This window comes from Psychrobacter sp. 1U2 (assembly GCF_051847575.1).
Genome location: NZ_JBPYDC010000017.1, coordinates 40100 through 59707, shown reverse-complemented (window position 1 = coordinate 59707; position 19608 = coordinate 40100). Strand labels below are relative to the sequence as shown.

The 19608-nt window shown below is 43.8% G+C and carries 21 protein-coding genes and 1 pseudogene; 11 read left to right on the top strand and 11 right to left on the bottom strand.

The features are described 5' to 3' along the window. Positions 1 to 91 precede the first annotated feature (91 nt). Both thyA and lgt read right to left on the bottom strand, forming a co-directional pair. Positions 92 to 724 (bottom strand): annotated as a pseudogene (gene thyA / locus ACS8FD_RS09360) (thymidylate synthase); the annotation flags it as partial. Between the two features lie 66 nt (positions 725 to 790). Further along, positions 791 to 1675, bottom strand: coding sequence for a prolipoprotein diacylglyceryl transferase (lgt, locus tag ACS8FD_RS09355; RefSeq protein ID WP_439275575.1), 885 nt, complete (start codon positions 1673 to 1675; stop codon positions 791 to 793). A 227-nt stretch (positions 1676 to 1902) separates the two neighbouring features. On the opposite strand from lgt, the gene ACS8FD_RS09350 reads away from it, so the two are divergent. Further along, positions 1903 to 2751, top strand: coding sequence for an NRDE family protein (locus ACS8FD_RS09350; protein ID WP_439275574.1), 849 nt, complete (start codon positions 1903 to 1905; stop codon positions 2749 to 2751). A 114-nt stretch (positions 2752 to 2865) separates the two neighbouring features. Here ACS8FD_RS09350 and ACS8FD_RS09345 read toward each other — a convergent pair whose 3' ends face one another. Beyond that, the gene (locus tag ACS8FD_RS09345) at positions 2866 to 3387 is read right to left on the bottom strand and encodes an RNA pyrophosphohydrolase (RefSeq protein WP_025646064.1); all 522 of its coding nucleotides are present in this window, start codon (positions 3385 to 3387) and stop codon (positions 2866 to 2868) included. A gap of 378 nt (positions 3388 to 3765) precedes the next feature. Here ACS8FD_RS09345 and ACS8FD_RS09340 point away from each other — a divergent pair, with 378 nt between their 5' ends. Beyond that, entirely contained in the window at positions 3766 to 4179 is a 414-nt protein-coding gene (locus ACS8FD_RS09340) for an OsmC family protein (RefSeq protein WP_439275573.1), read from the top strand. Positions 4180 to 4194: 15 nt separating this feature from the next. After that, a complete protein-coding gene (locus ACS8FD_RS09335) occupies positions 4195 to 4620 on the top strand; it encodes an MAPEG family protein (protein WP_439275572.1) in 426 nt (141 codons plus the stop codon). Between the two features lie 117 nt (positions 4621 to 4737). On the opposite strand, the gene ACS8FD_RS09330 is transcribed toward ACS8FD_RS09335, so the two are convergent. The 7 genes from ACS8FD_RS09330 to ACS8FD_RS09300 form a co-directional block, all read right to left on the bottom strand. Further along, on the bottom strand, positions 4738 to 5757 hold the full coding sequence (locus tag ACS8FD_RS09330) for a tRNA dihydrouridine synthase (RefSeq protein WP_439275571.1): 1020 nt from the start codon (positions 5755 to 5757) through the stop codon (positions 4738 to 4740). An 86-nt stretch (positions 5758 to 5843) separates the two neighbouring features. Further along, on the bottom strand, positions 5844 to 7340 hold the full coding sequence (locus ACS8FD_RS09325) for a UvrD-helicase domain-containing protein (protein ID WP_439275570.1): 1497 nt from the start codon (positions 7338 to 7340) through the stop codon (positions 5844 to 5846). A 260-nt stretch (positions 7341 to 7600) separates the two neighbouring features. Beyond that, positions 7601 to 8338, bottom strand: coding sequence for a twin-arginine translocase subunit TatC (gene tatC / locus ACS8FD_RS09320; RefSeq protein ID WP_439275579.1), 738 nt, complete (start codon positions 8336 to 8338; stop codon positions 7601 to 7603). A gap of 137 nt (positions 8339 to 8475) precedes the next feature. Beyond that, a complete protein-coding gene (tatB, locus tag ACS8FD_RS09315) occupies positions 8476 to 9156 on the bottom strand; it encodes a Sec-independent protein translocase protein TatB (protein ID WP_439275569.1) in 681 nt (226 codons plus the stop codon). A gap of 75 nt (positions 9157 to 9231) precedes the next feature. Beyond that, entirely contained in the window at positions 9232 to 9513 is a 282-nt protein-coding gene (gene tatA / locus ACS8FD_RS09310) for a Sec-independent protein translocase subunit TatA (protein WP_439275568.1), read from the bottom strand. Positions 9514 to 9759: 246 nt separating this feature from the next. Then, complete coding sequence (gene hisIE / locus ACS8FD_RS09305) at positions 9760 to 10599, bottom strand: bifunctional phosphoribosyl-AMP cyclohydrolase/phosphoribosyl-ATP diphosphatase HisIE (protein ID WP_439275567.1); 840 nt, start codon at positions 10597 to 10599, stop codon at positions 9760 to 9762. Between the two features lie 133 nt (positions 10600 to 10732). Beyond that, a complete protein-coding gene (locus tag ACS8FD_RS09300; RefSeq protein WP_439275566.1) occupies positions 10733 to 11185 on the bottom strand; it encodes an acyl-CoA thioesterase in 453 nt (150 codons plus the stop codon). A gap of 417 nt (positions 11186 to 11602) precedes the next feature. Between ACS8FD_RS09300 and rpmI the strand changes: the two genes are divergently transcribed. The 8 genes from rpmI (at position 11603) to ACS8FD_RS09260 (ending at position 18630) form a co-directional block, all read left to right on the top strand. Next, a complete protein-coding gene (gene rpmI / locus ACS8FD_RS09295) occupies positions 11603 to 11800 on the top strand; it encodes a 50S ribosomal protein L35 (protein WP_439242378.1) in 198 nt (65 codons plus the stop codon). A gap of 52 nt (positions 11801 to 11852) precedes the next feature. Next, entirely contained in the window at positions 11853 to 12209 is a 357-nt protein-coding gene (gene rplT / locus ACS8FD_RS09290; protein WP_439242380.1) for a 50S ribosomal protein L20, read from the top strand. A gap of 270 nt (positions 12210 to 12479) precedes the next feature. Further along, the gene (gene pheS, locus ACS8FD_RS09285; RefSeq protein WP_439275565.1) at positions 12480 to 13532 is read left to right on the top strand and encodes a phenylalanine--tRNA ligase subunit alpha; all 1053 of its coding nucleotides are present in this window, start codon (positions 12480 to 12482) and stop codon (positions 13530 to 13532) included. A 98-nt stretch (positions 13533 to 13630) separates the two neighbouring features. Next, positions 13631 to 16036 carry a phenylalanine--tRNA ligase subunit beta gene (pheT, locus tag ACS8FD_RS09280; protein WP_439275564.1) on the top strand — a complete coding sequence of 802 codons (2406 nt, stop codon included), beginning with the start codon at positions 13631 to 13633 and terminating at the stop codon, positions 16034 to 16036. A 242-nt stretch (positions 16037 to 16278) separates the two neighbouring features. Beyond that, entirely contained in the window at positions 16279 to 16578 is a 300-nt protein-coding gene (locus ACS8FD_RS09275; protein ID WP_439275563.1) for an integration host factor subunit alpha, read from the top strand. 378 nt (positions 16579 to 16956) lie between these two features. Continuing rightward, positions 16957 to 17565: a hypothetical protein gene (locus tag ACS8FD_RS09270; protein WP_439275562.1), complete on the top strand. Its 609-nt coding sequence runs from the start codon at positions 16957 to 16959 to the stop codon at positions 17563 to 17565. A gap of 68 nt (positions 17566 to 17633) precedes the next feature. Further along, entirely contained in the window at positions 17634 to 18164 is a 531-nt protein-coding gene (locus tag ACS8FD_RS09265) for a BLUF domain-containing protein (protein ID WP_439275561.1), read from the top strand. Positions 18165 to 18198: 34 nt separating this feature from the next. Then, on the top strand, positions 18199 to 18630 hold the full coding sequence (locus ACS8FD_RS09260) for a BLUF domain-containing protein (protein WP_439275560.1): 432 nt from the start codon (positions 18199 to 18201) through the stop codon (positions 18628 to 18630). Positions 18631 to 18749: 119 nt separating this feature from the next. On the opposite strand, the gene ACS8FD_RS09255 is transcribed toward ACS8FD_RS09260, so the two are convergent. Further along, positions 18750 to 19106: a hypothetical protein gene (locus ACS8FD_RS09255; RefSeq protein WP_439275559.1), complete on the bottom strand. Its 357-nt coding sequence runs from the start codon at positions 19104 to 19106 to the stop codon at positions 18750 to 18752. Positions 19107 to 19608: the final 502 nt, after the last annotated feature.

Sequence of the window (19608 nt, the reverse complement as noted above, 5' to 3'; positions counted from 1 at the left end):
CCAAAGTAATACATAGATTAAATTGTATATCATATTATGCATGGCCTGATGTTCACTATAAGTATAGAGGAATGAGATGTTCCTAGGCTGCTAATAATTCATACTGTGAATTATCATTATAGGGGAATAATAGGAATAAATCGGCTGAGCGCTGATAGAGCTGGCAGGAGAGTTTATTATCAGCGACAAAGAACTGAAAGAGCGTATGACAAGGCGGCAAAGCCACTTGATTGGCCTCGCTTGGATTCCAACCAGAAACGATGAGACGTCTGGAATTAGGATTGGTTTTTATTTGCTCAACTACTTCTGCAATCTGATCGACACCGTCATTATTATAAGCCTTGTTATCAGTTTCATAAGTGTTTTTAGTTGCGCCATAATTGCGCCATTGATGACCGTAGACAGGGCCTAAGTCGCCCGCAGGGCGGTTAAAGCGCGCGGTTTGCTCGGCGGTCGCCCATTCATTCCAAATGCGCACGTTATTTTGCTGCAAATAATCGACATGAGTGCTACCGCTTAAAAACCACAATAGCTCGTAAACGATGGATTTGAGATGTACTTTTTTGGTGGTCAGTAATGGAAAACCCTCTGCTAAGTCAAAGCGCAATTGCGCGCCGAAATGACTTAAGGTTCCGGTACCCGTGCGATCGCCTTTTTCAGTGCCGTGAGCTAAGACGTACTGGAGTAAATCAAGATAAGCTTGTTCGTTTTTGCTAGTAATCATGGTCTGCAACTTCAATAAAACTAAATGGGTTTAATAAATAGGTATGCTCTTCTATAGGTTCGCTTTTTAGTAAGCAGCCTGTCTACCCCAATCATAAATATCGCGCTTATAAGCATAAATGATGAGCACAATACCAATAATAATCATCGGCGCGCTTAAGATCTGCCCTTTGGTCACCCAGCCTAAAAGGATAAAGCCTTGATCGGCATCAGGCTGACGGAAAAACTCGACGATAAAGCGGCTAAAGCCGTAACCGAGCATAAACACGCCTGTGACAGCCATACGTGGACGCGGCTTTGAGGAATACCACCACAATAGTAAAAAAAGTAATAGCCCTTCAGTCAACGCTTGATAAAGCTGCGAGGGATGGCGCGGCAGTAAATACTGTCCGTTGACCTCAGTCGCCAATTGTTGCAAAACCGGATTGACCTGCATTAGCTGGGCATCAAATGCTGCCGCTTGGGGGAAGTAAGTGAGCCAGTTATAACCGCCGTCAGAGACGCGGCCCCATAGCTCGCCATTGATATAGTTACCAATACGCCCAAACAATAAGCCTGTTGGCACGCAGGGCACGATAAAATCGAGCACTTGAAATGGCGTCTTTTTATATTTTCGCGCAAAATAAAGCATGCCCAAAGCGACACCAATGAGGCCACCATGAAAAGACATGCCGCCTTCCCAAACTTTGAATAGGTAGGCCGGATTTTGTAGTAATTCGCCAAATTGATAGAACAGCACGTAACCGATACGACCGCCCAAAATAACGCCAAGCGCGCCAAAGAACACTAAATCAGAAACCATATCCGTCGACCAAGCTTCGCGTTTGGTGCTGCGATACCAAGCAAGACCGAAGGCTGCGGCAAAGGCAAGCAAGTACATCAAACCATACCAATGTACTTCGATGGGGCCGAGCGCTAACGCTACCGGATCATACTGAGGATGAATGTTCATAAAAAGTCATAATATTGAGGATAAGATGCTGCTCATGATAGCAAATTTAGCTGCCACGAACACTAATTTTGCGTCGTGATGCTGAGTGGTATTTAAAGTGAGTCGACTATATACGTTGTAGACTTAATCACTATTGAAATAGCAGCGTAGGCGAACAGTACAAAGTTATAAGATAGTAATGGCTGATAAAAAGCGCTAAGATAAAATCAAATGGAATAAGGAAAAATATGTGCATTGTCGCTATCGCTTGGCAACTGTTTGATGAGCTGCCATTAGTATTATTATCCAATCGTGATGAGTTCTTAGCGCGTCCTACCGAGTCGCTACATCAGTGGTCAGATCAGCCCATCTATGCCGGCCGTGACAGCCAAAGCGGCGGCACTTGGTTAGGCATTTATCGACAAGAGCGTCAACAACAGAATCAGCAGTCTACCGAAGACAAACAAACCCATCTTCATCAGCAAAACGGACGCTGGGCGGCAGTATTAAACTTCCGCGATGGCGTACAAGCCAGCTCTGATGAACGCTCACGTGGTGAATTAGTGACCAGTTTTTTGACAAGTAAACTAAGCCCGATGGCTTTTGCACGGCAGATTAGGCTACAAGATTATGCAGGATTTAATCTAATTGTTGGTGACAGCCAGCAAGCGGTTATTGTCAATAATCGGGGTTATGCGCCAACCGCTTTGCATGCAGGATTACACGTCTTCTCAAACGGACAGCCTGATGAAGGTTGGTTCAAAACCGAAAAGCTACGCGCGCGCTTGCGTCAAGAAGTCCTGCCGCTCATCGCTGAGGATAGCTCGCTTGAGTATTGGCAAGCGGCTGCGCTTAATGCGATGTCGGATAATACCTCAGCGCCTGAAGAGAAACTGCCGGAAACGGGCGTGCCAAAAGCCATAGAGCAAGCATTATCGTCCGTGTATATCGATGCGGTCGCTCTGAGTAATACGGATACGCCAATGCCAAGTTACGGCACGCGTACGCAAAGCATTTTGACCTTGCATCATGGAAAAGATCAGTCAGCAATAAAGGCGCAATTGATTAGCCGTGAAACTGATAACAGCAATAGCTAAGCCACCAAAGTCAGCTGTATAAAGCCTTTATAGAATATAGTGACATAAAAAATGCCCGCCATAATACCTAATAGTTTAGATATTACAGCGAGCATTTTGCATATAAAAGAGCGTCTATTCCATCAATAAATGATTATTTTGTTCGGGGATAATCAGCTCTTGTCTAAGGGGTAATTCGCGTGCCAGCTCTTGCAAAGCACGACGATACACCCCGCGTTTAAAGTGAATCACTTGTCCGAGCGGATACCAGTAGCTGACCCATTGCCAATGGTCAAATTCAGGTTTACCCTCGTCGAAGCGGATATGTTGAGTGTTCGGCTCATCTAAGCGTAGCAAAAACCATTTTTGTTTTTGCCCAATACATAAAGGATACTGCCCATGGCGCACGTAGCGCTTTGGCAAGCGATAGCGTAACCAGTCTTGAGTGACCGCCAATAAGTCGACATGGCGCGGATGCAGCCCGACCTCTTCCCAGAGTTCGCGATACATCGCATCCATTGGCGTCTCGCCGCGGTCGATACCGCCTTGCGGAAACTGCCAAGCGTTGTGACCGATACGCTTTGCCCACAATACTTGCCCTTGTGTATTTGCCAAGATGATGCCGACATTGGCGCGAAAGCCGTCTGCATCTATCATGACTTAACCTTTTCATTTGTTTAAAATAACTTATTACAAGGTGACATCCGATAGCCAACATAATTATTATAGGGTAGTGAGTATTGATGCCATATTAGAATAAGTTTTATTACCCTTATTAAAACAAGAAATGGTCAAAATGTGTAACGATAATTTGCTATAAAATGTTTCACAAATTTAACGATTTAAAATCAGCCACTTATAAAATAACATTTGTTGAGTATTACCAAGGGTATTAATCACAAAATTTGCTCACTTTGGCTCAGGCAGGCTTTGAGGTTATTATTCTAGACAGACCCTAGATGCAACTAATGCTAAACTAGTGCTAAACTAAGCGTATGAATCATTACAGCAAATAAATAAGACTAGGATAAGAAAATGGCACAATCAAAAGCGAGCGTGACTTGGCAAGAGAATAAAGCTTTTATGGGCGTAGCGCCATCAGGGCATAACGTTCAGATCGACGCTGATAAAGAGAAGGGCGCAAGTCCCATGGAGCTCGTACTATTAGGGCTTGGTGGCTGTGCCAGTTACGATGTGGTGTCTATTTTACAAAAATCGCGGCAAGAGGTACAGAGTGTGCACTGTGAGCTGACCGCACAGCGGGCGGAAACTATCCCAGCAGTGTACACAGATATCCATCTACATTTCATGGTTACTGGACAAGATATCGCTGAAAAACAAGTTGAGAAGGCGATTAAACTATCCGCTGATAAGTACTGCTCAGCTAGCCGTATGTTGGTAGATGGCGGCGTCAACATCACTCATGATTTTATAATAACAACAGGCTAAGGGGCAGAGTGACAGATGAATGTACTTTTTGGCTTTATCCCTGATACTGCCGCTGCAGCGATCTGGGCAATGGTGGTCGCCAGTTTATTACCGCTACTGATGGCCCTAATGGCAAAGGTCTTGGGCGGCTTTGGTCTCTCGGATAATGCCCAACCGCGAGATTTTCTGAAGCAGACTACGGGCGCTTCAGCGCGTGCTGATGCCGCTCAGCAAAACAGCTATGAGACGCTACCGGTATTTTTGGCAGCGGTCATAGTCGCGATGTTGTTCTTTGTGCCGCAGTCTATTATCAATATTCTAGCTTGGTTATATGTGATTATTCGTATCGGTTACTGCGTGGCTTATATGACCAATTTAGCGACTTTTCGTTCTATTCTTTGGGCGCTATCAATGGCCTGTCCACTGATGTTATTTTATCTTGCGATTCGGATTAGTGCTTAAGCTCAGAGTTGGACTGTTTAAGAGTTTGGCTGTTAAGGCCAAATGCTAAGCACTAAGTGCTAAAGCGCCAAGGATTAAAAGTAGAATTTAACGACCCCCTTGATTTAGCTTTCCTGATCAGCGGCTAGCTTGTAAAGCGGTGATAATAGCCGCTTTATCTTTCTCCCTTTTAATCTCATTCCATAGGCTTTGTGCTTCAATATACCCTTTGGTCAGCATCCCAAGCCACTGCTTATAACGTCCGACTAGCACCACATCATTTTTTGCTTCGCCCTGCAAAAACTTAATCTGATGAGTGATTAAGTCTTGCCAAAGTAGTACCGGTTTTTTTAACGATTTATCCTTAGGGAAATCTGTTTTATCCACTTGCGCAATCAAATCGGGACGAGTTACTGCTCCGCGTCCGAGCATCAGATGGCTGGTGCCTGATTGCCTGATACATAACTGCGCTTGCTCACTATTCCAAATCTCACCATTGGCAATCACTGGGATATCTAGGCTATTAAAGCTTTGAATCTTTTCCCAATAAGCAGGCGGCTTATAGCCTTGCGTTTTCGTGCGGGCATGAATGGTCAGCCAATCCGCGCCACTAGCTGCAATCGCTCCTCGAATATCGTCCATACGGCTGGTATCGGTATAACCCAAGCGTATCTTTGCCGAAACAGGAATATCTTTCGGAACCGCTTTTCTAACTGTACTGATAATCTCATACATCACTTCGGGCTCATCGAGTAGCACTGAGCCGCCGCGATGACTATTGACAGTCTTGGCAGGACAACCAAAATTAATATCGATCGCAGGAGCGCCAAGCTCGCAAGCATAAGCCGCGTTTTCCGCCATTAATTGGGCGTCGCTACCAAGCAGTTGAATATGAATAGGCGTACCCGAGGCGGTCTTAGCATTATGATGTAGCTCGGGTACATATTTATAAAACACGTGTGCGGGCAAGATAGTTTGGGTGACACGGATAAACTCGCTGACGGACCAATCGTAAGGGCGGCCTAAATCGGCGGCAATCTGCGTCAAGATCTGGCGCATCAAAGGATCGGTCAAACCTTCCATTGGCGCGAGCAGGCGCACAGGGTTATTGAACAGTGCATGAGAATAATTGAGCGAAGGTTGTAAGTTAGTAGTCATTAATAATTAATCATAAAAAAATAAAAGCAAAAGTAGTAAGGAGGCTCTCTGTTAGTGCCATTTTCCAATGTTGAACAGACGCTAGGCTAAGAGCCAAAAATGACCTTCTTGCCCGTTTGTAATCCTGAGATCAGTGGTTGAATATTAGCAATATCTAAGTTGCTTTGCGCGCGGGTACAAGCCACATATAGCAAGCGTAATTCTTCTGGGCTAATCTTAATGCCATTTGTGGTGACGTCATAATAAAAATCATCATCGAGCTGTACTTTTCCCCACTCAAGCCCTTTGGCCTTATGCGCGGTTGAAATCACATAATCAGCGTTCTCAACACGGGTTAAGCTATTGACCGCGCGAGTTAATACGCTAGTGCCATGATCATCAACGAGCTTGACTAAGGTCTTGAGATCGCTACCTTCATTGGTCTCTGAATACTCTTGCACATCTGACCAATTATAAAAATACGCCAGCTCTGGCACCCCATAAGCCGATTTACCATTTTTAAGATTCTCTGCGGCTTGGCAAAATTTCAGCATGCGCTCGGTATCGGCTTGTAAGGCGACGCGGTGGCCTAACTTTAGACCGGTTAACAACTGCGCCATCGCAGCCGCATTAGTACGACAAAGGATGGCATCTTTTTTACTGTGGACAAGACCTTTTTCGGTTGAAGACCTTCTATCAGGATTACCTTTGAGAGGCACGTCCTCTTGTAGCGCTTTGAGGAGAGTATTAGCCACCTCAGCAATAGGTTCACCAAAGCGGAATGACTGTGTCAATAAGGTTTGCGGCAGCGGTAGCTTTTTCATCGCGTTGACCGCGCCGCGCCATTCATAGATCTGCTGATGGGCGTCGCCAACATAGATAACTTGCTTTGATTGCTGAGTCAAGATGCCCATCATTAATGGATCAGCATCCTGCGCCTCATCAAATAAGATAAAATCTGCCGGAATAGTGGGTTTTGATAACGCCCACAGTTTAAGATAAATATCATGGCCAATACCGGCAGGATGACGCGCGTCAATCGACTGTAGCCAGCGCTGCTCAACCGCTGGATAGAGCATCTCTCGTAGCTGCTCAGCGTCACTATCATCGAGCCAATTCGGGAAGGTAAGATGCCTAGGTGCTGGGTAGCTGGCATGAGTACTACAAAAATTACTAACCGCATCACTGACAAATCTAGCGAGCCGTGCTGGCGTCAAAGTGATGTATTTATTTGAGCCTTCTATTTGCCGACGCACTTGCACCGGCTGTAAACCCAAATCATCACCTAAGCGTTTCGGAGAAAACCGAGGCAAAGATAACTTAGCGGTAATATCTCGCGGCACATGACGATAGGCGAGCGAATGAAAGGTTCGGCAGTCAACATGCGGCGGAAACTTGGCGCGCGCATCATTAGCAATAGCCTTGTTAAAGGCTAAATACAAACCGCGACCGCGTAGCCGCTCACCGATGAGCTTAAGAGTCGTGGTCTTACCTGCGCCGGCATAAGCCACTACCTTAAACGACTTGTGATCCATCGCCATATTGAGCGCGGCAAGCTGCTCATCGGTAGGATCACTCATATAAGCGGGCATAGATGCGGACATAAAAAACTACCTAAATGTAAAGACAAAGTAAAATAAAAGGCACGGGGCTAAAAAAAGCCACTGCGTAAACAATGGCTCATTAGAAGAGAATAGACGTAAAAAGAAGCGCTTTCTTAATTAGAATAATATAAAAACAGGCAAATGAATGTTGATTTTAGCAGATTAGCTCCCTCTTTATGATCAAACATTTGCTACAAGCAGTCATTGTCGGATAACGCCCTAATCATTTTATAAAAGTATTTATTTCGCTTTGGCTTTTGTTAACGATCTGAAGGGTCAGTGATTAGATCTTCTTTTTTCTCTTTAAGCAGAATCTTCGCTAGAAATAAGCCTAGCTCAAACAACAACCACATCGGAAACGCGAGCATCAACATCGACACGCCATCCGGCGGCGTCACTACCGCCGCTATAGCAAAACAGCCGACAATGATATAACGGCGTTTATCCTCTAAGCTTTGAATGGAGACAACACCGACCAATATCAACAGCAAAGTCACCACTGGAATCTCAAACGTCAGCCCAAACACCATAAACAACTTGAGGGCAAAACTCAGATAACTATCAATATCGGTCATTGGTAACACGTTTTGTGGTGCAAAAACGATAAAGAATTTAAGGACGCCTTTGAGGACGATAAAATAAGCAAAAGCCACGCCAGCATAAAAAAGAATAATCGATGACAACAGTACCGGAATGGCGACTTTTTTCTCTTTTTTGTACAGCCCTGGCGCGACAAAAGACCAAATTTGATAAAGGATATAAGGCATGGCAAAAAAGGCCGCTACAAATATAGTCAAGCGAATCGGCGCCATAAAGTTAGAAGTGATATCGGTGGCGATCATCGTTGAGTTAGCAGGCAGCTGCGCCACTAGTGGATCAGATAAAAAGTCATAAAGCTCACGCGAGAAACCAACCAACGCTAAAAATATGATCAGTATCGCGACACAGATCTTGATCAGATGCCGGCGTAGCTCGATCAAATGCTCAGTGATGGGCATATCCGCTAGAGAGCCTAATAAATCATCGGTTTTTTCGTCTTGAGCACTTCTGGCATCAACACTGTCAGAAGAGGCACTATCTACTGGCTCTTCATGAGCTAGTTTTTCTTGCCGGCTTTTTTGTCGTTTAAATAATTTCATAGATTCGCCTCTCCAGTATGAGGCGCTGAATGACCCTCATCGGTTTGGCTGTAGAGCAAAGTGTCGGCCTTATAGTTTGGCAAATAGGGCGGAGCAGGGAGGCGACGCGCTTGATCATAAGCACCCAGACGAAACCACATGTTCTCCCATGGACGCGTCAGGGTCGGTTGATTGAGGTCGCTAGTGGATAAAACGTCTACTGCTTCAGTGTTAGTAGCAGTGTTCTTTTTTTGATAGCCGTAATCATAATTAGAGCCTGCGGAATGTACTAGCTTGGAGTCAGTCTTAGCAGCAGTGCTTTCATTATTAAGGGAGCGTTCTTTATCAGCAGAAGGGCTTTCTGGGTTTTTGGAATCGGTAGCGTTAGCTTCTGTGCTTTTTAAGCTTTGATTCTGTGCCGACTCAAACTCTTGCATACTGCCGCGCATCTCAGCCATCTCGCGCTTCATTTGCGCTTCGGTCTCACGAATTTTGGCCATCTCTTTTTGCATTTGCTGGCGCGTTTCTGCCAGATCAAGCTCAGCTTCTATTTCGGACTGTAGCGTTGAGACGGTACGGCGAATTTTGCCATACCATTGCCCAGCAGTGCGCGCGGCTTGTGGCAGCTTTTCTGGGCCAAGCACGATTAAGGCAATAACGCCGAATAAGAGTAATTCTGAGAATCCGATATCAAACATAAGGACTGAGCATCACTATCTATAGAGCAAGTAAAGATAACCGTTACAGCGGTTGATACTAACTACTCTGTCGAACTAAACTTTATGTTGATCATCGTGTGTAGCAGGACTGATCTCAATATCATCAACTTTGGTGCCGTGAGTTTTATTAGCATCACTGTTGGGGGATACACCAGCTTCATGATCGAGTACGCGGTGTTTTTTAGCATGTTCGGCTTCTTCATCCTTGACCGCTTCTTTGAAGCCTTTGACCGCGCCGCCCAGATCTTTACCGGCATTTCTAAGCTTAGAGGTACCGAATACGACTACCACAACGACCAAAAGAATGAGCCAATGCGTAATGGAAAAACTACCCATAACGTTATCCTTATCACTTAATATGCTGAGTTTATTGATTGTTATCTTGACGAGTATACTGAGACGCTAGCAAACTCACAATGATAATCATCAAAGTAAAATAGCGAAGCACAATAATAATCTTAAGTATAACAAGGCGCTATTATAACCTGCATAAAGTTTTTTAGGTAAAAACAATGAGTTAAGAGATTCGCTTACCGCTTATAGAGCTATGTCACTCTTTCCTATGAACATCATAGCCCACACTTAGCGAGCGTTTTTTTCATCAATACCTGAAAGGCCAAAACGCCGTCCCAACTCATCGAGTACGGCTTTAGACTCAATATCGAACCAAGCCAGGCCAATTAAACTATGGAACCAGACATCAGCCACTTCGTAAATAAACTCGTGACGCGCGGCATCATAAGCTTCTTTATCTAGTTGCGCGTCACTACTGGCCAAATCTTTGGCAGCAATAATGCTCTCGGTCGCTTCTTCGCCTACCTTTTCTAATATCTTGTTGAGACCTTTTGCATAAAGGGTTGCAACATAAGAGCTATCGCTAGCTGCCTGCTTACGGGCAATGAGCACTTGATCGAGCTGCTGCAAAATAGATCCTTCAGCTCGCGGGCTTTGGTGATTTGCATTAAAAAGGTTAGTGTCCGTTTTACTCGTTACGTCTGTAGCATCAAGACTTTGAGGATTAGCGCTATAAATATCGGCAGGATCTTTTAATACCGGATCCACTGCTTGCCAAGTAGGCTCTGAGCCCGACAAGTCCAAGCGCTGATAAAAACAAGACTCACGACCAGTATGGCAAGCGATACCGCCCATTTGAGTGACGCTCAATACGATAACATCAGCGTCACAGTCTAAGCGAATATCATGAACTTGCTGTGTATGCCCTGAGGTTTCGCCTTTATGCCACAGCTGATTGCGAGAGCGCGAAAAATAGACCGCCGTTTGCGTTTGTGCAGTCAGTTGCAGCGCTTCGCTATTCATCCATGCCATCATCAAGATACGTCCTGATTGATGGTCTTGTGCGATTGCTGGAATGAGTCCATCGGAGTTGAAGGTGATAGCAGTGAGCCAAGCCGGTACAGTCATAGTGTCTCTAGCATCTGATAAAAATAAGGGAGGGCGGTGGATTAGCATTAAGCTAGACAGATAATACTATACGGGTCGCTTGAATGCGATACGATAATAAGAAAAATAAGAAGAAAAAGTAGCAAAGCAAGGCTTAGGCATTAGTATGTTTACACTGATCGAGAGCTTGTTTGATTGTCTTGTTCAGCGTTGTCACTTTACCCGAGCGATAATCATAATTGACAAAATGCTGGCGTGATTTAGCCACCAAAGAGCCATCATCCATACGTGTAACCTTAATATTGATATCGCAGCCTTTAGTAGATAACTGCTGCACACCCACCTCAAATAAGAGCGCTTCACGCGTGCGCACCATACTAAAAAGGTTCAATTGCATATCAACGATGATGAGACCTTGGTAATCGGCATGAATCTGCTGGATGCCTTTAGCGTACAAGAACCGTTCTCGAGTCTCAGACAGTAGATGGGCTAAAGACTCTGGCGTCAAAAAATTACCGACACCAATCTCGTTATTTCTCACCCGCATGACCGTCTCAAAGACGAATACAGTATCGTCGAAGACTAATTCTCGGTCTGTTGGTATCATCGATAGTATCTCCTAAAAAGATGCTTAAAAGGTAGAAGTTTGGGAATGCCCTCGCCGAATCATTAATGCCACGTTATTGATATAACAATTATATAGAGGCTTACATATATTCTAATATATGAATATAATGATATTTAAGCATAGCAGTAGGCCAATTTCAATATATTTAGCGATAACCTGTAGCTTTGCACGCTAAAAGGAGAAATAGGACGCTATTAAGAAAGATTTACTCCTATAAAAATGCTTATTTATTTAAAGCTGAAAATTGAAAGTTTGGTTGGCAAATCAGTAGTGAGTCTGTTAAAATAGCGCCTCCCACCTCGAGGCAAATGGTTGATTGATGAGCGAATTTTTATTAATCGCTGGTAACAATCGTTTGACGACCAGGTTCTATCAAAGACAAAGAGGCAACTCATCATGAAAGTTAAGATGAAAACTAGAAGCGGCGCCGCAAAACGCTTCAAAAAAACAGCGAATGGCTTCAAGCGCAAGCAAGCCTTCAAAAGCCATATTTTGACCAAGAAATCTCCTAAGCGTATTCGCCAGTTGCGTGGTCTAAAGATGGTGGACAAATCTGACGAAGCAGCAGTTCGTCGTATGTGCCCATACATCTAATCGATCTTTGCAATTTATCGCTTACTATATCTAAAGAATCTTGGAGTAAATTATGGCCCGTGTAAAACGTGGTGTACAGGCGAATCGCCGTCACAAAAAAATCCTAAAACGTGCAAAAGGCTACTACGGTGCCCGTTCACGTGTTTATCGTGTAGCAGTACAAGCCGTAACGAAAGCGGGTCAATACGCTTATCGTGACCGCCGCAACAAGAAACGTACTTTCCGTCGTCTATGGATCGCACGTATCAATGCTGGCGCGCGCTTAAACGGTTTGAGCTACAGCCGCTTTATCAACGGTATGAAAAAAGCCAACATCGATATCGATCGTCGCGTTCTAGCTGACATCGCTATGCATGATGCGGCTACTTTTAGCGTACTAGTTGAAAAAGCGAAAGCAGAATTGGCTTAAGTATTAGCTACCCTTAGGCTTTATCGTTAAGCGTTTAAGGGCAAGTTAATAAATATGATTAGGTCAATATAAAAGAAGCTACCGCTAGTCGGTGGCTTTTTTTATATCTTTGTACCGTCCTTAAACAAGCCAAAAATTTACAATAGCCTATATCGCTATATTCAGCATTTAAGTTATTCATCGCCCAGATAAAAAGACGGTAAATAATTTGCAATATTTGCGCAAACCCTTACAATCTATACTCTGTTTATACCAGGAATAATGCGTCTTATGACTACCCCTGTTGCTACCGATTTGTCGGCGCTACCGACTCTATCTTCGCAATTAAATGAGCTCGATGAAGCGCAGTTAAATGGTTTTGCCGATGCTGCTATAGCGCTTATTACGCAAGCGACTGCCGTGCCTGAACTGCAAGAGTTACGGGTACAGCTGACCGGTAAGAAAAGCTCGCTTACCAGTTGGTCAAAACAAATGGGGCAGCTTGATGCCGATGACAAAAAGACTTATGGCGGCTGGTTGCATCAAGTCCGCAGCCGTATTAGTCAAGCTTTGAGCGAGCAGCAACAGCAACTCGAGATTGCAGCCTTAAATGCTAAGCTTGCAAAGGAGAGTATCGATATTACTTTGCCTGCTCGCGGCGGTCAAAAAGGTCACTTGCATCCAGTGACTATGATTACTCAGCGTATGCAGCAGTTCTTTGTGCAAGCAGGCTTCAACGTGGCGACTGGCCCTGAAGTTGAGAGCGACTATTATAACTTTGAAGCGCTAAATATCCCCTCGCATCATCCTGCCCGCGCTATGCACGATACCTTTTATTTTGACGCGCACTATTTATTGCGCACGCATACTAGCCCCGTGCAAATTCGTACGATGGAACAAAGCGCGCCGCCGATTCGTATTATCTGCCCAGGCCGCGTCTATCGTAACGACTCGGACCAAACGCATTCGCCGATGTTCCATCAGTTAGAGGGGCTCATGGTCACTGAATCGAGCACCTTTGCTGAGCTAAAAGGTCTGATTAGCGAATTCTTGCAAGCGTTTTTTGGCAAAGAGCTCACCGTCCGTTTCCGTCCTTCATTCTTCCCGTTTACTGAGCCTTCTGCCGAAGTTGATATCTTAGACGATAATGGTAAATGGCTAGAAGTCATGGGCTGCGGTATGGTACATCCGCAAGTGTTAACCAATTGCGGCATCGATAGCGATAAATATACAGGCTTCGCTTTTGGGATGGGTATTGAGCGTTTTGCGATGCTCTATTACGGTATCGATGATTTGCGTCTGTTTTTCCAAAACGACGTACGCTTTTTGCAGCAATTTGGCTAGATGCTTGACTGCTATTAAGTTGTTTTTACGGCACTGACTACTGATACGCCTCTTCTTACTATAGAATCTTTATTATAAAATTCAGATCCGAGATATTTATGAAAATTAGCGAACAATGGCTACGTCAATGGGTAAATCCTACCAATACTAGCGAACAGTTAGCTGAGCAGCTAACGATGGCAGGTCTTGAGATTGACGATCGTTTTGCAGTTGCCCGCGCTTTTAGTGGGGTGGTCGTCGGTGAAGTTATCAGCGTGGAACAACATCCAGATGCTGATAAGCTGCGCGTCACTCAGGTAAATATTGGCGGCGCTGAACCATTACAGATCGTCTGCGGTGCACCCAATGTTTACGCGGGGATGAAAGCGCCTGTTGCTACCGTTGGTGCTGTGTTGCCAAGTGATGACCAGACAGGTTTTAAAATTAAAAAAAGTAAACTGCGCGGTGTGGCTTCTAACGGTATGCTTTGCGGTGCCTCTGAGATTGATTTGGTTGATGATATCGATGGGCTGCTTGAGCTACCTGACGATGCCCCGATTGGTACTGATATCCGTGAGTATTTAGGCTTAGACAATCAAATATTAGATATCTCTATTACCCCGAACCGCGGCGACTGCTTCAGCGTACGCGGTATCGCTCGTGAAATAGCCGTTATTAATGAGCTAGCAGTACAAACGCCAGAGATAAATTTAGCTTTTACTGCTAGTAAAGATATTAAAACCCCTAATGTGAAGGTTGCGGCCGCTGAGCAGTGTCCGCGTTATTTGCTGCAAGCGATTGGCGCTATCGATCGTAGTATCGATACCCCAAAATGGCTGAGTGACGCGCTCACTCAATCAGGTCTACGTACCCATAACTTTTTGGTCGATGTGACTAATTATGTGTTGATGGAGCTAGGACAGCCTTTGCACGCTTTTGATGCCGATACGATCAAAGGCGATATCCAAGTGCGTTTGGCGAAGCCGCAAGAAAGCCTTACCTTACTCAATGATCAGACGCTAACTTTAGTCGGTGATGAGCTCGTCATCGCTGATGATACAGGTATCTTGGCGCTTGCTGGTATTATGGGTGGCAAGCGTAGTAGCGTCACTGAGACAACGACCAATATTTTGCTAGAGAGTGCGTTTTTTAGTCCGCTAGCTATCGCCGGTCGTGCCCGCCGGTTTGGTCTGCATACCGACGCCTCTCAGCGCTTTGAGCGTGGCGTTGATTTTGAATTACCACAGCTCGCTTTAGCACGTGCTCGCGAATTAATCACCGCAGTCACAGGCGGCATAGCGGGATCTATAGTGAATGCTGAGAATCCTACAGAGCTGCCTGCTAGGGCGCCGATTTCTTTACCGATTGCCAAGGTAGGCGAGGTAATAGGTATCGATATCGAACCTAAAGTGATGATACGTATTTTGACTCAACTTGGCTTTGAGATAGAGCAGCAAGGTGAGGTTTTAAAGGCCACGCCGCCATCGCATCGTTTTGATATGAGTATCGCCGAGGATTTGATAGAAGAGATTGCGCGGATATATGGTTACGATAATATTCCAAGTACCTTACCTCATCTACAAGTCAGCATGAATTATGACGATACTGCAGATTTGACCCATGAGATGAAGCTGGCCTTAGTCGATATCGGCTATATGGAAGCGATTAGCTTTAGTTTCAGTGATGCAAAAATAGAAGCGCTGATCGAAGATGAAGCGCTAGGGGAGGTACTAGCGCTGGCCAATCCGATATCGAGTGATTTAGCCGTGATGCGCCGTACGCTATTATCTAGTTTGCTGCCTTGTGTTCAGTATAACCTCAACCGCCAACAGTCGCGTGTACGCTTTTTTGAGACTGGCCTAAGCTTTGTTGGTCATAGCATCAGTGAATTAGTACAGACGCCTAGCATAGCTCTCGTTGCTGTAGGGAATGTTTGGGATGAGCAAGCCTACCAAAACCGTGCGGTAGATTTTTATGATCTTAAGCATGATGTAGAGCAGCTGCTACCTGCCTTAATTGACGGCACGCGTGTACGTTATGAGCGTAGTGAATTGGACTTTTTACATCCAGGTCAAAGCGCTAAGCTCTATATCGATGATCGCTACGTAGGGTGGCTCGGTCAACTGCATCCTAATACCGCCAAGCAGCTTGATCTGCCAGCGACTTGGGTCGCCCAGCTCTCACTAGTGCCCTTATTAGAATTAGCTCGTGAACAGCAGACGATCACTACCCCAAGCAAGTTTCCACAGATACGCCGTGATATCGCTATTTTGGTCGATGATAATATTAGCTTGCAGACCCTACAAACCACGATACGTAGCGCGGCAGGAACGTTGTTAACTGATTTATGGTTATTCGATGTCTATCAGGGCGATAACGTACCTGCAGGTCAGCGTTCACTAGCGTTTGCACTGGTATGGCAAGATCATAGCCAAACCTTGTCTGATGACACGGTAAAAACAACCACCGATAAAGTGGTTGCTGCTTTGAGCGAGCAGCATGGAGCGCAGTTGCGCGATAGCTAAGCGATACTAACTGATGCTAACTGGTTATTATTAAAGAATTTTATGATAACTAGTCATCAATTTATAAAAAAATCCTTTATAATGATAGGGGTTATAAATCAATTCTTTCTTGCGCAGCTTGCTTTATACCACCGCAAGTTAAAGCAGGCTCTCTTAGCCATATCCTTGGCACAGTGTCTATCAATTGTGTCGCTATATTATTGTATTTGAGAGAGCCTACCGCACCAATCAGGAGTCGCACTGTGAGTACCCTAACAAAATCGGATATGATTGAACATTTAATGGATCATCTCAACCTAAGCCGTCAAGAAGGGCGCTGTCTGGTTGAAAATTTTTTCGATGAGTTATCTGAGAGTTTGATTGACGGTAAAGAGGTTAAACTTTCAGGCTTTGGTAACTTTGAGCTCAAAGATAAAAGCAGTCGCCCAGGCCGTAACCCCAAGACTGGTGAACCTGTGGCCGTATCAGCACGAAGAGTAGTCACTTTCAAAACGGGCCAAAAGTTTCGTCAAAAAGTCGATGAACATCTGTTTGAAGCCTAGTTTAGGCTTATAGCTCAATCGTTTATATCAATTTTGCGTCGCCTGAAAAGCCAATATAAGTTAAATCCATCAAAACTTCTATAAATAACGATTAGTGACATTAATCACTATCTATCATTTGTAGAAGTTTTTTTGTGGATAGTCTTTTAAAATGCCTATTGCACGATAGTTGGTATAACCTTTCACTACGTTATATCAACCGTCTATCGTATATATTTTTTTATGACTCCTCCTTTTCAAAGCTACCACTATATAATTGATATAAATTAAAGCAGCAATGTTTTAGAAGTATTTTGACTTATAAGTAGCATTGAGTTTTATTTAGTCAGTACTTTGTTATAGTAGAGATTAAGTCAATATTAGCGTTGGGTATAGATAATGAAATATAGTGATATTTTTATAAAAAGTGACTTAGGTCGACAAGAAATCAAATCCCATGCTTTAGGTATTTTGCCTCGAGAAGCTAGAACACTGCTGATTATGGTTGATGGTAAGAGAAGCTATCAAAGCTACCTAGATACCTTAGATAACGGTAAAATGTTTGTAGAATTTGGCGGAGTAACACCACTATTTGAGTTACTGTTAGAGTTTGGATGTATTGAGATAATAGGGCAACAACGAACAGACATTGATCAGGCAGCAGATACTCAGACACAGCCTGTACCCGTAGCCAATCCTGAGCCGGTAAAAGAGACGAGCGCGGCTGAATTTGATAGGACCTTTAATAATCCAGAAATGAGCGCTGTGAGCACTTCCTCGTCATCTTTAAATAAAGATGCTAGTTATGAGGCGACCAAATCAGAGCTGGCCGCTCATATCGAACAAAATGCCTTGCCTGAGGAGGCGTGGGGTTATCTGCTCAGCTTAGAGCAGTGTAATGCGCCCTCAGAGCTACTAGTACTAATACAACAAATGCAAAGCTCATCAAACCGTCAATTAACCAATAAGATGGCTGACTTTGCGCAAAAGATAAAGCCCTATACTTAAATTCAATGACCATAACCGCTTAGATGCTTAAGCTCCACACCTTTTATGATAACCACTTGGAGTAACCGATGGAAGCAGCTCAACTATCAGCCGCTGATCAAGCGAAACTGCGTAATGGTGAGCACATCATCTTACGTCTGACTTATATTAGCCGCTATAACACTGACAATGAAAATGGTGAGGTGACTCGTATTCTTACTCAAGCACAAGAAAATAACACGCGAAATGGCATTACCGGCGCTCTGGTCTTTAATCACAATTACTTTTTGCAAAGCATTGAGGGTTCTAGGCCTACTATTAATGCACTCTTACGAAAACTAGTTGAGGATAACCGTCATTACGCGGTACAAATTATTGAATGCTGTGAAGTGGATGAGCGTCGCTGGAATCAGTGGTCAATGAAATATTTGACGCCTACCGAAGAAAACAATTCTCAATCTCTTAGGTTCTCTACTGGTACTGAATTTAACCCTTACTTGATGAGCACCAACCAAATCATGATGCTGATCGACTCGCTATCTACGATGCAAGAGCAGGAAAAACAACGAAAAGAAGTAACTGCTCCTGCACGGAAAAAATCTTGGTTTTCTTTCGGTTAGTCGTAATCAATGTTATTAATAAAAGAGATAAAATATGGCACAGTCACATTCAGATGCACACATTTTAGTAAGTATGACCTACGCTAGCCGTGCAAACCCAGATGTATCTGCTAAAGATTTCAATGAAATACTGCAGCAGGCCAATGTAAATAATGCCGCTAATGGCATCACCGGTATGTTGGTATTCAATAAAGATTATTTTTTGCAAACGATTGAGGGGCCAAGAGCGCAAATAAATCGATTGCTATATAGCCTGATAGCAGATACTCGTCATCATGATCTACAAGTCATTGAGACTAGAGAGATAAGACATCGAGATTGGGCTAAGTGGTCAATGAACTATGCTTCGCCAACAGAAGCCAATGCAGCGATCTATCTAAAATATTCTACTACAGTAGATTTCAACCCTTATTTATTGAGCGCAGAAGCGGCAAGTAATCTGATGCGCGATCTTAGCCAATCTTAAGACGGGCAACGCGCTGCTATTTATATCGCTTTTGAGTCAATTTTGAAATAATAGACACAAAAAAAGAGAGCCTAAGCTCTCTTTTTTACATCTATAACTTTTAATTTAAGTCATAAATCTTATTCTTCAACAACAACAACTTCGTCAGCAGCATCTACAGCAGCAGTATCAGTTTCGCTAGCAACGTCCATACTAGTAGTTGTACCGTCGACAGGAACTTCAGCGTCCATCTCGTCAGTAGCAGTAGCAGCTTGTGCTTCAGCAATGTCAGCTTCAGCGTCAGTTACAGCAGCTTCAGCGTCAGCAGAAACAACTTCGCCTTCAGCACCAGCTTCATTTAGCTCTTCTTGAGCATCTTGCACTTCTTCTTGTGCGTCAGATAAATCTTCAGCAGCGTTTTCAGTGCTGCTATCGCAAGCAGTCAAGCCAAAAGTTGCAGTCATGATACCGGCTAATGCAAGTAATTTAACGTTCATAAGGTTTTCTCCAGAAAATGAAATAGTATGATAGCTATAATAAAAGGTTGAATACGATGGACACTTAACGCTAGATACTCATAGGTATCTTTATATTTAAGTATCTTAATATTCAACCATCAATGGTTACAGCTACTCAGCTTCCACGCATTCTATACTCTTTTTTTGAGAATGAAAAGACTTTATGTGATTAATAAGCAATAAAAATGTAAACAATATTTACAAACCCTAGCCTGGTCCTTTTTTTCGTATAAAGTAATGGAAATGACTCCGTCAATACTTTTAATCAAAGGCAAAACTGTACTAAAGCTCGCTTTCAGATAGTTTCAAGATAGTTTTTTAAGCTTCACTAAGTTTTAATATCACACTCATAAATGAATGCAGCTATCGATACAAAATACAATAAATAACGTAAGTTTAATCTAACTTTGTATTGTCTGTGCCGATAAAGATTGTACTATTAAAGAAAAATGGTTGCCGTTTAAAGGTTTGAGTTTTTGTT

Excerpts from the sequence above, each read along its gene's own strand:
- ACS8FD_RS09340 (WP_439275573.1), top strand. The coding sequence starts at position 3,766 with ATGGCACAATCAAAAGCGAGCGTGACTTGGCAAGAGAATAAAGCTTTT.
- tatC (WP_439275579.1), bottom strand. The coding sequence starts at position 8,338 with ATGCCCATCACTGAGCATTTGATCGAGCTACGCCGGCATCTGATCAAG.
- ACS8FD_RS09325 (WP_439275570.1), bottom strand. The coding sequence starts at position 7,340 with ATGTCCGCATCTATGCCCGCTTATATGAGTGATCCTACCGATGAGCAG.
- ACS8FD_RS09270 (WP_439275562.1), top strand. The coding sequence starts at position 16,957 with ATGAAATATAGTGATATTTTTATAAAAAGTGACTTAGGTCGACAAGAA.
- rpmI (WP_439242378.1), top strand. The coding sequence starts at position 11,603 with ATGAAAGTTAAGATGAAAACTAGAAGCGGCGCCGCAAAACGCTTCAAA.
- ACS8FD_RS09265 (WP_439275561.1), top strand. The coding sequence starts at position 17,634 with ATGGAAGCAGCTCAACTATCAGCCGCTGATCAAGCGAAACTGCGTAAT.
- tatB (WP_439275569.1), bottom strand. The coding sequence starts at position 9,156 with ATGTTTGATATCGGATTCTCAGAATTACTCTTATTCGGCGTTATTGCC.
- ACS8FD_RS09255 (WP_439275559.1), bottom strand. The coding sequence starts at position 19,106 with ATGAACGTTAAATTACTTGCATTAGCCGGTATCATGACTGCAACTTTT.
- ACS8FD_RS09330 (WP_439275571.1), bottom strand. The coding sequence starts at position 5,757 with ATGACTACTAACTTACAACCTTCGCTCAATTATTCTCATGCACTGTTC.
- ACS8FD_RS09345 (WP_025646064.1), bottom strand. The coding sequence starts at position 3,387 with ATGATAGATGCAGACGGCTTTCGCGCCAATGTCGGCATCATCTTGGCA.
- hisIE (WP_439275567.1), bottom strand. The coding sequence starts at position 10,599 with ATGACTGTACCGGCTTGGCTCACTGCTATCACCTTCAACTCCGATGGA.
- pheS (WP_439275565.1), top strand. The coding sequence starts at position 12,480 with ATGACTACCCCTGTTGCTACCGATTTGTCGGCGCTACCGACTCTATCT.
- pheT (WP_439275564.1), top strand. The coding sequence starts at position 13,631 with ATGAAAATTAGCGAACAATGGCTACGTCAATGGGTAAATCCTACCAAT.
- ACS8FD_RS09300 (WP_439275566.1), bottom strand. The coding sequence starts at position 11,185 with ATGATACCAACAGACCGAGAATTAGTCTTCGACGATACTGTATTCGTC.
- ACS8FD_RS09335 (WP_439275572.1), top strand. The coding sequence starts at position 4,195 with ATGAATGTACTTTTTGGCTTTATCCCTGATACTGCCGCTGCAGCGATC.
- lgt (WP_439275575.1), bottom strand. The coding sequence starts at position 1,675 with ATGAACATTCATCCTCAGTATGATCCGGTAGCGTTAGCGCTCGGCCCC.
- tatA (WP_439275568.1), bottom strand. The coding sequence starts at position 9,513 with ATGGGTAGTTTTTCCATTACGCATTGGCTCATTCTTTTGGTCGTTGTG.
- rplT (WP_439242380.1), top strand. The coding sequence starts at position 11,853 with ATGGCCCGTGTAAAACGTGGTGTACAGGCGAATCGCCGTCACAAAAAA.
- ACS8FD_RS09260 (WP_439275560.1), top strand. The coding sequence starts at position 18,199 with ATGGCACAGTCACATTCAGATGCACACATTTTAGTAAGTATGACCTAC.
- ACS8FD_RS09350 (WP_439275574.1), top strand. The coding sequence starts at position 1,903 with ATGTGCATTGTCGCTATCGCTTGGCAACTGTTTGATGAGCTGCCATTA.